The sequence below is a fragment of the Leifsonia sp. KNZ12-8B genome (assembly GCF_056755495.1).
Map to the genome: position 1 here is coordinate 1 of NZ_JBPGXM010000162.1, position 7,404 is coordinate 7,404.

Below are 7,404 nucleotides of genomic sequence, written 5' to 3' on the forward strand. Positions count from 1 at the left end.
GGGGGGGGGGGGGGGGGGGCGGGCGGCGGGGGCGCCCCGGGGGGGGGGGGGGGCGGCCCCCCCCGCCGAGAGGCGGCTCGTGACGGCGAAGCTGGCGTCCTCCCGCAGCAGCGCGTCCGTGCTCCCCGGCGCGAAGGCGTGGGCCGCCGCCGAGTTCAGCCACGAGCAGTGCAGGTCCCCCGCGATGAGGACGACGGGCCGTGCGCCCGCGGCGGCGTCGAGCAGATCACGGGTCGGCACGTCGGGCCAGAGCGCGTCGTGGAAGCCGAAGCCGATCAGCGGCTCGTCGCCGGGCTCCGCCGCGGCGCGCCGGTGCACCAGCGCGGCCGCCTCCACCGCGGAGGCCGCGCGCGAGACGTCGAGCCGGCGGGCGGTCTGCGCCCACTGGGTGAAGTGCACGTGCTCGTCCCACAGGCCCGGGACCACCCAGCGTCCCGCGAGATCGACGCGCTGGGCCTTCGCCCCGATCCGGGCGCCGGCGTGCGCACCCACGGCGAGGATGCGGCCATCGGCCAGGACGATGTCGACCGGCTCCGCAGCGCCCGGCAGCCGGGCGCCCGTCAGCACGAGCGCCGGTGGGATCGAGGTCATCGGGCCGCGCGTCGGCGCTCGTGCACCAGCCGCATCTCGCGGAGCAGACCGGCGCTGGCGTACGGCCCGTCGCCCGCCAGCTCGGACATGATGCGGTCGACGATGTGGTCGGGGCGGTTCTGGCTCATTTTCTGCTTGGCGACCACTCTCGTGGGCGTCAGGCGGAGCCCGACCGTGCCGGCCGAGATGCGGTCGGCGTAGTCGGAGTCCTGGAGGGTCCCGCGCATCAGCCGCGGCTCCGGCAGCTCGCGTTCGAAGTGGTCGACGAGGCGCTCGAGCACGTCGAGGTTCTCCTCCGGGCTGAGCAGCTCCGGGACGCCCGAGAAGTGGGCCGACACGAAGTTCCAGGTCGGCACGGCGGGGTTCTCGTCGTACCAGGAGGACGAGATGTACCCGTGCGGCCCCTGCACGATCACGAGCAACTCGTGCTCGCCCAGCTCGTGCAGCTGCTCGTCGGGCCGGCCGACATGGCTGAGGAGGCTCAGCTCCTCCCGGGTCTCGTCGAGGATCACCGGATAGTGGGAGGCCACCAGCCCGGCGGACGTGGAGCTGACGAAGGTCGCCCACGGGTTCTCGCGCACGAGCCGCTTCAGCTCGGCGGGGTCGGTGAGCGTGAAGCTCGGATTCTGCCGCATCGCGCGCCTCCTAGGCCTGATCCTTCGGGCACCAGTACAGCTTGCGCCCGCCGAGCTCCTCCATGAGGATGTTCGTCCCGCAGACCCGGCACGGCAGGCCCTCGCGCTTGTACACCCAGTGCCGGTCGTCACGGCTGGCCATCGCCTTGCGGTAGGACTCTTCGTCGAGGTCGTCCATCGTCATCATCTGACCGGTCTCGACCCCGATGTGCAGCAGCCGCACCCAGTCGCGCCAGAGCTCGCGCAGCGTCTCCACCGGCACCTGCTTGCCCGCGGTGTGCGGGTTCTGCCTGGCGCGGAACAGCAACTCGGCGCGGTAGACGTTGCCGATGCCGCTCACGACGCTCTGGTCCATCAGCAGCAGGGCGATGGCGGTCTGCTTCTTGCGCACGGTCGTGACGAACCGCTCCTCGGCCTCCTCGCCCGTGTCGACCATCGGGTCGGGGCCGAGCTTGGCGACGACCGCGTCGACCTCGGCCGGGTCGAGCACCTCGCACGCCGTCGGCCCGCGCAGGTCGGCGACCGCGGTGTCGGTGAGGAGGCGCACCCGCACCTGCCCGATCGGCTCGGGCGGGAACGTGGTGATCTCGGCCTCCAGCTTCTCCGACTCCGCCATGCGCAGCCGGGTGCGGCGGGGCGCCCCGATCGAGTGGAGGGAGTTCTCGCCCGCCGCGTCGAAGACGCGGTCGCCGTCGAGGTCGGTGCCGCGCTGGTTGGTCTGACCCATCCGCCCGTTCGCGCTCGCGATCGTCGGATCGACGCTGATGTCGCCCGCGAAGTCCCACGCTCCGTAGAGCCCGAGGTGCACCCGCAGCCAGAGCCCGTTGTCGAACTCCAGGAACATCTGCTTGCCGATCGCCTTCGCATCGGTCATGACGCGCCCGTCGATGCGGGTCGCCCCCTCGGCGAAGCGGCCCTGCGGAGACGACACGGCGACGCGGTGCCCGACGAAGTTGACCGCGAACTGCCGCGCGATGCGGTGGACGGAGTGGCCCTCTGGCATCAGCGGTCCACGTTCTTGCCCGCGATGTCGCCGGTGGCCTCGAACTCGGCGAGCTGGGCGATGCGCCGCACGTGCCGCTCCTCCAGCGAGAAGGGCTCGGCGATGAACAGGTCGATGAAGTGCGTCGCCTCCTCGACGGTGTGCTGCCGCGCGCCGATCGAGATGACGTTGGCGTCGTTGTGCTGGCGGGCAAGGACGGCGGTGCTCTCGTTCCAGACCAGGGCCGCGCGCACGCCGAGCACCTTGTTGGCGGCGATCTGCTCGCCGTTGCCGGAGCCGCCGAACACGACGCCGAGCGCCTCCACCCCGGCCTGCTGGTCGCGGACCACGGCCTTCGCCGCATTGATGCAGAACGCCGGGTAGTCGTCGATCGGGTCGTACGCCTGCGGCCCGTGGTCGATCACCTCGTGACCCGCCGCGCTCAGATGCTCCTGCAGGTGCCTGCTGAAGTCGAGTCCGGCATGGTCGGTGGCGATGTGGATGCGCATAGCGACAGTTTAGGGAAGGCCGCCGACGCCCGAGGCGGGATCACTAAGGTGGATCGGGTGGACACGATCCACGCCGAACATCCCTCGTCCAAGGAGTCAGCGTTGCCCGGAGAGAACCTCACCCGCATCGAAGCCCAGGAGCGCGCGTCGCTCGTCCGCACCCGCAGCTACGACGTCGTCCTCGACCTGACCACCGGGCCCGAGACCTTCCGCAGCACCACGACCGCGCGGTTCGACGCGACCGCGGGCGCCTCCACCTTCATCGATGCCATCACGCGGACCGTGCACTCGGTCACGCTGAACGGCGTGGAGCTCGACCCGGCCGAGGTGAGCGACGGGGTGCGCATCCGGCTCGACGGCCTGCAGGAGCAGAACGAGCTCGTCGTCGTCGCCGACGCGATCTACACGAACACCGGTGAGGGCCTGCACCGCTTCGTCGACCCCGTCGACGGCGAGGTGTACCTCTACACCCAGTTCGAGGTGCCGGACTCGCGCCGCATGTTCGCCGTCTTCGAGCAGCCCGATCTGAAGGCGCAGTTCACCTTCACGGTCACCGCTCCCGCGCACTGGGCCGTGGTGAGCAACTCCCCCACCCCCGAGCCGGTCGACGCGGGCGAGGGCACCAGGACGTGGTCGTTCGCGCCCACCCCGGTCATCTCCTCGTACATCACCGCGCTCGTCGCCGGCCCCTACGAGTCGGTGCACAGCGAGCTGACCAGCCGCGACGGCCGCACCATCCCGCTCGGCGTCTACGCCCGCAAGAGCCTCGCCGAGTACCTCGACGCCGACTACGTGTTCGAGAAGACGCGCGAGGGCTTCGCGTTCTACGAGGAGCGCTTCGACTACGCCTACCCGTTCGAGAAGTACGACCAGCTGTTCGTGCCCGAGTTCAACGCGGGCGCGATGGAGAACGCCGGCGCCGTCACCTTCACCGAGACGTACGTCTTCCGCTCCAAGGTGACCGACGCGATCAAGGAGCGCCGGGTCGTCACGATCCTGCACGAGCTCGCCCACATGTGGTTCGGCGACCTGGTCACCATGAAGTGGTGGAACGATCTGTGGCTGAACGAGTCGTTCGCCGAGTACGCCTCCACCCTCGCCACCGCCGAGGCCACCGAGTGGACCGAGGCGTGGACCACCTTTGCCGCGATGGAGAAGAGCTGGGCGTACCGCCAGGACCAGCTGCCCTCCACCCACCCGATCGTCGCCACGATCAACGACCTGGAGGACGTGCAGGTCAACTTCGACGGCATCACCTACGCCAAGGGCGCGTCCGTGCTCAAGCAGCTGGTGGCGTGGGTCGGTCAGGACGACTTCCTCGCCGGTGTCGCGCAGTACTTCAAGAAGCACGCGCACTCCAACACCGAGCTGAAGGACCTCCTGGTCGAGCTGGAGGCCACCAGCGGCCGCGACCTCACCGACTGGGCGGCGAAGTGGCTGGAGACCGCGGGCGTCAACACGCTCCGGCCGGAGCTGGAGGTGGACGCCGACGGCACCATCACCTCCTTCGCCGTGCTGCAGACCGCACCGGCCGACTACCCGACCATCCGCCCGCACCGGCTGGCGATCGGCTTCTACGAGCTGGTCGACGGCAGGCTCGTGCGCGACCACCGCGTCGAGCTCGACGTCGACGGCGAGCGGACCGAGGTCGCCGAGCTGGTCGGCCGCCGCCGTCCTGCGCTGGTGCTGATCAACGACGACGACCTGGCCTACGCCAAGATCCGTCTCGACGAGGAGTCGCTGCGCGTCGCGATCGACCACCTCTCGTCCATCGAGAGCCCGCTGGCCCGCTCGCTGGTCTGGGGCGCCGTCTGGGACGCCACCCGCGACGCCGAGACCGCCGCGAGCGACTACGTGAAGCTGGTCCTCGGCAACATCGCGCCGGAGACCGAGTCGACGACCATCCGCACGACGCTCAACCAGCTGGTGCTCGCGGCGACCGCGTACGTCGCCCCCGAGCGGCAGCAGGAGACGGCCGAGCACGCCGCGGACGCGCTCTGGGAGCTTGCGCAGCAGGCCGAGGCGGGCAGCGACGCGCAGTTCCAGTTCGTCAAGTTCTTCGCGGCGCTCGCCTCCACCCCGGAGCAGCTCGCGACGATCGCCGCGCTGCGCGAGGGCAGCACGACCCTCCCGGGCCTGACGATCGACGCCGACCTCGGCTGGGAGCTGCTCATCGCCCTGGTCGCGGGCGGAGCGGCCGGCGAGGACGAGATCGCCGCTGCGCTGGCCGCGGACAACACCGCGAACGGCGCGCAGTTCGCCGCGCAGGCCCGCGCCAGCATCCCGACCCTGGCCGGCAAGCAGGCGGCGTGGGACTCGGTGTTCGGCTCGGACGACCTCCCGAACACCATCGTCCGCGTCACCGGCGTCGGCTTCCAGCGGGCCGCCGACAAGCAGGTGCTCGCGGCCTTCGTCGAGCCCTACTTCGCGGCGCTGCAGGACGTGTGGGCCTCGCGCACCTACAAGATCGCGGAGTACCTGGTGGCCGGCATGTACCCGGCGCCGCTCGCGAACGCCGAGCTCCGCGACGCCACGCGTGCCTGGCTCGACGCCAACCCGGAGCCGGCCGCGCTGCGCCGCCTGGTCGTGGAGAACCTCGCGGGCGTGGAGCGCGCCCTCGCCGCCCAAGCGCGGGATGCGCAGGCGTAGGACGCAGGCGTAGCACCGCGGCCGTTCCACAGCGGCACCACGGAAGGATCCCGCCCCGCCACGGTCTGGTACCACGGACCGATGACGGGGCGGGGTCCGCTCCCCTAGCGTTGGACGCATGATCCGACTCGACCGCCTCACCAAGACGTTCGGCAGCAAGACCGCCGTCGACGGCATCACGGCGACCATCCAGCCCGGCCGGGTGACCGGCTTCCTCGGCCCGAACGGCGCCGGCAAGTCCACCACCATGCGCATGATCATGGGGCTGGACCGGCCGACCTCCGGCAGCGCCACGATCGACGGCAGGCGCTACGCCGAGCTCCGCTCCCCGCTGACCGAGGTCGGCGCCCTGCTCGACGCGAAGGCGGTGCACACCGGCCGCACCGCGTACGCCCACCTGCTGGCGATGGCGGCGACCCACGGCATCCCGAAGCGCCGGGTGCACGAGGTCATCGGCCTCACCGGCCTCGACTCGGTCGCCGGCAAGCGGGTCGGCGGCTTCTCCCTCGGCATGGGCCAGCGGCTCGGCATCGCCGCCGCCATGCTCGGCGACCCGGCCACGCTCATCCTCGACGAGCCGGTCAACGGCCTCGACCCCGAGGGCGTGCTGTGGGTGCGCCAGTTCGCGCGGCATCTCGCCGGGCAGGGCCGCACCGTCTTCCTCTCCTCGCACCTGATGAGCGAGATGGCGCAGACCGCCGACCACATCATCGTGCTGGGCCGCGGCCGCATCCTCGCCGACGCCCCCGTCGGCGAGATCCTGGCCGGGGCCACCCGCAACGCCGTCCGGGTGCGCACGCCGCAGCCGGAGGTGCTCGCCAACGCGATCACGTCGGCCGACGTCACCATCACCGGGGTGGAGGCGCAGCTGCTGGAGGTCTCCGGCCTCACCGCCGCGCAGGTGGGCGAGGCCGCCGCTCACGCCGGGGTCGTGCTGCACGAGCTCACCCCGATCAGCGCCTCCCTCGAGGAGGCCTACCTCGAACTGACCCAGGACGAGGTCGAATACCGCACGGAGGTCACCCGATGAGCACCGCAACCGTTCCGGCCACCGGCCGCGTCCACCAGTCGCTCGGCCGGCTCAGCTTCCCGCGCGTCGTGCGCTCGGAGTGGATCAAGCTGCGCACGCTGCGCTCCACCTTCTGGACGCTCGCGAGCGTGATCGTGCTCGTCGTCGGCATATCGGCGCTGGTGTCCGCCTCCATCCCGTCGAAGGACGTGCTGACCTCCGGCGTCCCCGGACCGCAGCGCGCGGCCGTGGAGGCGCAGGCCGACGCGTTCGTGACGACCGCCGCGACCGCGGGCCTCACCCTCGCGGCGCTCGTCGTCGCGGTGCTCGGCGTGCTCGTCATCGCGGGCGAGTTCTCGACCGGGATGATCCGCTCCTCCTTCGCCGCCGTCCCGCGCCGCTACCCCGTGCTGCTCGCCAAGACGATCGTGCTGTTCGTCGTCTCGTTCGTGGTCGGCATCATCGCCTCCGCCGCGTCGTGGACGATCGCGGTCCCCCTGCTGAACGGCAAGGGCTACGAAGGCGACCTGCTCTCGGCCGGCACCCTCTGGGCGATCCTCGGCGCCGGCGCCTACCTCGGCTTCGTCGCGGTGTTCGCGCTCGGCGTCGGCGCCATCCTGAAGTCCACGGCCGGAGGCATCGCCGCGGCCCTCGGCCTGCTGCTGGTCCTCCCGATCATCGCGAACATCGTGACCGGCCTCACCAAGATCGAGTGGCTGGCCGACGCGGAGCACTACCTGCTCAGCAACGCCGGCGGCGGGATGTCCGGCATGGCGAACGGCTCGCTGGAGCCGTGGGCGAACGTGCTCACGGTGGCGGTCTGGGCGCTCGTGGCGCTCGTCGCCGGCGGCATCCTGCTCCAGCGCCGCGACGCTTGACGACCACCCCTGCACCGGAGACCCCGGGCGGGGGGGGGCGGCCCGGCGGGGGGGCGGGGGGGGGTGGCGGGGGCGGCGGGGGCGCCCCGCCGGGGGGGGGCGGCCCCCCCCCCCCCCCCCCGGCCGCCCTGCAGCACCACCGTCTGCGCGC

Annotated in this window: 7 protein-coding genes; 3 read left to right on the forward strand and 4 right to left on the reverse strand. The window is 71.8% G+C overall.

Features of this window, described 5'->3' with window-relative positions; all coding sequences use genetic code 11:
* The 4 genes from ACR9ZG_RS17070 to ACR9ZG_RS17085 all read right to left on the reverse strand — a co-directional run.
* Positions 1 to 591: amidohydrolase family protein (locus ACR9ZG_RS17070; protein WP_481286040.1), on the reverse strand; the 591-nt coding region annotated here is incomplete at its 3' end.
* Positions 588 to 1,226, reverse strand: a complete 639-nt coding sequence (locus ACR9ZG_RS17075; RefSeq protein WP_481286041.1) for an FMN-binding negative transcriptional regulator — start codon at positions 1,224 to 1,226, stop codon at positions 588 to 590. The genes ACR9ZG_RS17070 and ACR9ZG_RS17075, both read right to left, overlap by 4 nt.
* Before the next feature lie 10 nt (positions 1,227 to 1,236).
* Positions 1,237 to 2,229, reverse strand: coding sequence for an Fpg/Nei family DNA glycosylase (locus tag ACR9ZG_RS17080; RefSeq protein ID WP_481286042.1), 993 nt, complete (start codon positions 2,227 to 2,229; stop codon positions 1,237 to 1,239).
* Positions 2,229 to 2,717, reverse strand: coding sequence for a ribose-5-phosphate isomerase (locus ACR9ZG_RS17085; protein ID WP_481286043.1), 489 nt, complete (start codon positions 2,715 to 2,717; stop codon positions 2,229 to 2,231). Before ACR9ZG_RS17085 ends, ACR9ZG_RS17080 begins: the two co-directional genes overlap by 1 nt.
* 102 nt (positions 2,718 to 2,819) lie before the next feature.
* Between ACR9ZG_RS17085 and pepN the strand changes: the two genes are divergently transcribed.
* The 3 genes from pepN (at position 2,820) to ACR9ZG_RS17100 (ending at position 7,253) form a co-directional block, all read left to right on the forward strand.
* Complete coding sequence (pepN, locus tag ACR9ZG_RS17090; RefSeq protein WP_481286044.1) at positions 2,820 to 5,366, forward strand: aminopeptidase N; 2,547 nt, start codon at positions 2,820 to 2,822, stop codon at positions 5,364 to 5,366.
* Positions 5,367 to 5,484: 118 nt separating this feature from the next.
* On the forward strand, positions 5,485 to 6,396 hold the full coding sequence (locus ACR9ZG_RS17095; RefSeq protein ID WP_481286045.1) for an ABC transporter ATP-binding protein: 912 nt from the start codon (positions 5,485 to 5,487) through the stop codon (positions 6,394 to 6,396).
* Positions 6,393 to 7,253: an ABC transporter permease subunit gene (locus tag ACR9ZG_RS17100; protein ID WP_481286046.1), complete on the forward strand. Its 861-nt coding sequence runs from the start codon at positions 6,393 to 6,395 to the stop codon at positions 7,251 to 7,253. The genes ACR9ZG_RS17095 and ACR9ZG_RS17100 overlap by 4 nt, the downstream gene beginning before the upstream one ends.
* The last annotated feature ends 151 nt before the right edge of the window (positions 7,254 to 7,404 follow it).

What these genes read in the sequence shown, in the direction of transcription:
- ACR9ZG_RS17075 (WP_481286041.1), bottom strand. Translation starts at nt 1,226, where the DNA reads ATGCGGCAGAATCCGAGCTTCACGCTCACCGACCCCGCCGAGCTGAAG.
- ACR9ZG_RS17080 (WP_481286042.1), bottom strand. Translation starts at nt 2,229, where the DNA reads ATGCCAGAGGGCCACTCCGTCCACCGCATCGCGCGGCAGTTCGCGGTC.
- ACR9ZG_RS17085 (WP_481286043.1), bottom strand. Translation starts at nt 2,717, where the DNA reads ATGCGCATCCACATCGCCACCGACCATGCCGGACTCGACTTCAGCAGG.
- ACR9ZG_RS17095 (WP_481286045.1), top strand. Translation starts at nt 5,485, where the DNA reads ATGATCCGACTCGACCGCCTCACCAAGACGTTCGGCAGCAAGACCGCC.
- ACR9ZG_RS17100 (WP_481286046.1), top strand. Translation starts at nt 6,393, where the DNA reads ATGAGCACCGCAACCGTTCCGGCCACCGGCCGCGTCCACCAGTCGCTC.